This is a genomic window from Phenylobacterium sp. (assembly GCF_030693805.1).
Classification (GTDB): domain Bacteria; phylum Pseudomonadota; class Alphaproteobacteria; order Caulobacterales; family Caulobacteraceae; genus Phenylobacterium.
This window is the reverse complement of record NZ_JAUXZW010000264.1, coordinates 1-1,599: the sequence shown is the minus strand read 5'-3', so window position 1 is coordinate 1,599 and position 1,599 is coordinate 1. Positions and strand designations below refer to the sequence as shown.

Sequence of the window (1,599 nt, the reverse complement as noted above, 5' to 3'; positions counted from 1 at the left end):
TACCCTGGGTGGTCTGGTCAACGGCAGCACCTACTGGTGGGTGGTGCGAGCGGTCAATGGCGGCACGCCCGGCATCTGGAGCAATGTGGCCAGCGCCACACCTTCTGCGGTGCCTGGCACGCCGGTGGTCACCGCCACCGCCGGCGATGGGCAGGTGGACCTGGCGTGGACAAGCCCGGCCGCCAACGGCTCGCCCATCGTGGCCTATGTCGTCAGGTACCGCGCCTTCGGCAGCCTGGGCTGGACCCCGTGGGTGTTTGCCGGCACCGGCAACGCCACCACCATCAGCAGCCTGGTCAATGGGGTGCTGTACGAATTCGAGGTGTCGGCCTTGAACGGCAGCCCCGACGACGTGGGGCTGGGCGCCGGACAAGGTTTTTTTGGCACCACAGCGACCGTGCCTTTCAAACCCCTGGGCCTGGGCTACCCCGTGGCGGTGGAGGCCTTCGTCGGCACGGCCCAGGCCATCAACCCGTCGGTCGTCAACCTCAACGGTGCGCCGACCTATGCCATCGCGCTGGGCGCTTTGCCGCCCGGCATGGCCCTGGACGCGGCCACCGGTGTGATCGCCGGCACGCCCACCGCTGCGGGCGTCTTCGCTGTGAGCGTGCGGCTGGACCAGGCCGGGCCGCTGGCTTCATCGGCCACAGCCAGCACCACCATCACCGTGCTCAACACGCCGCCCAGCCTGCGCCTGATCTACCCCGACCTGCTCAACGTGAGCGTGGGCAGTGGCCCCTACCAGCTGGCGCCCAGCGTGAGCGGCTTCACTGGCCCCATCACCTACAGCGTGGCCGCCGATGTGCTGCCGGCGGGCCTGTCCATCAACGCCAGCACAGGCGTCATCAGCGGCACGCCCAGCACCGCCACCTCGGGCGTGTTCACGCCCACCATCCGCGCCGAGGCGCAGGGCGGGCTGGAGGTGTGGCAAAACGTGCTGGCCCTGGCGATCCTGCCCACCTTGTCCTACCCCGCCACCGCGCCGGTGCTGGGCACGCCCTTCACGCTGGCGCCCGTGGTGCCCCCGGTCACCATCGCGGGCAGCTACGCCATCACGGCCGGCGCCTTGCCGGCCGGCTTGACGCTGGACGCCGCCACCGGCGTGATCGCTGGCACCCCCAGCGCGGCGACGTCGTCGCAAGTCACGGTGCGCTTCACCACCGGGTCTCAGCAGGTGTTTGCCAACGTTTGGCTGGCTGTGCGCAGCTACACCATCGCGCTGAGTTATCCGGCCCTGAGCTTCACCCGGCTGGCGCCCGGCCAGGTGCTGCCCAGCGCCATTGGCGGCGCCAAAGGGCCGCTCACATTCAGTGTGCCGGTGGGCCACCTGCCTGCCGGTCTGTCGATCGACCCCGGCACCGGCGCCATTGTGGGTGTGCCCACCGGGCCGGTGGGCGTGTCGCAGGTGCTGGTGACGGTGTGCGACGGTTTCGCCTCGACCTCGGTGGGCGTGTCGATTGCGGTGCAGGCCGTGCCGGCTTCGGCCATCGGCATACCGACGCTGGGCGAGTGGGGACTGGTCGCTTTGGCTGCGTTGATGGGCTTGGTGGCAGCCGCTTCGCTGCGCCGCCGATCGGCGCCGGCCGCCTGAGGCGGGCC

At 70.6% G+C, this 1,599-nt stretch carries 1 protein-coding gene; it reads left to right on the top strand.

Features of this window, described 5'->3' with window-relative positions; all coding sequences use genetic code 11:
* On the top strand, window positions 1-1,591 hold a 1,591-nt coding region (locus Q8M88_RS10160), incomplete at its 5' end, for an IPTL-CTERM sorting domain-containing protein (protein WP_305596997.1).
* Window positions 1,592-1,599: the final 8 nt, after the last annotated feature.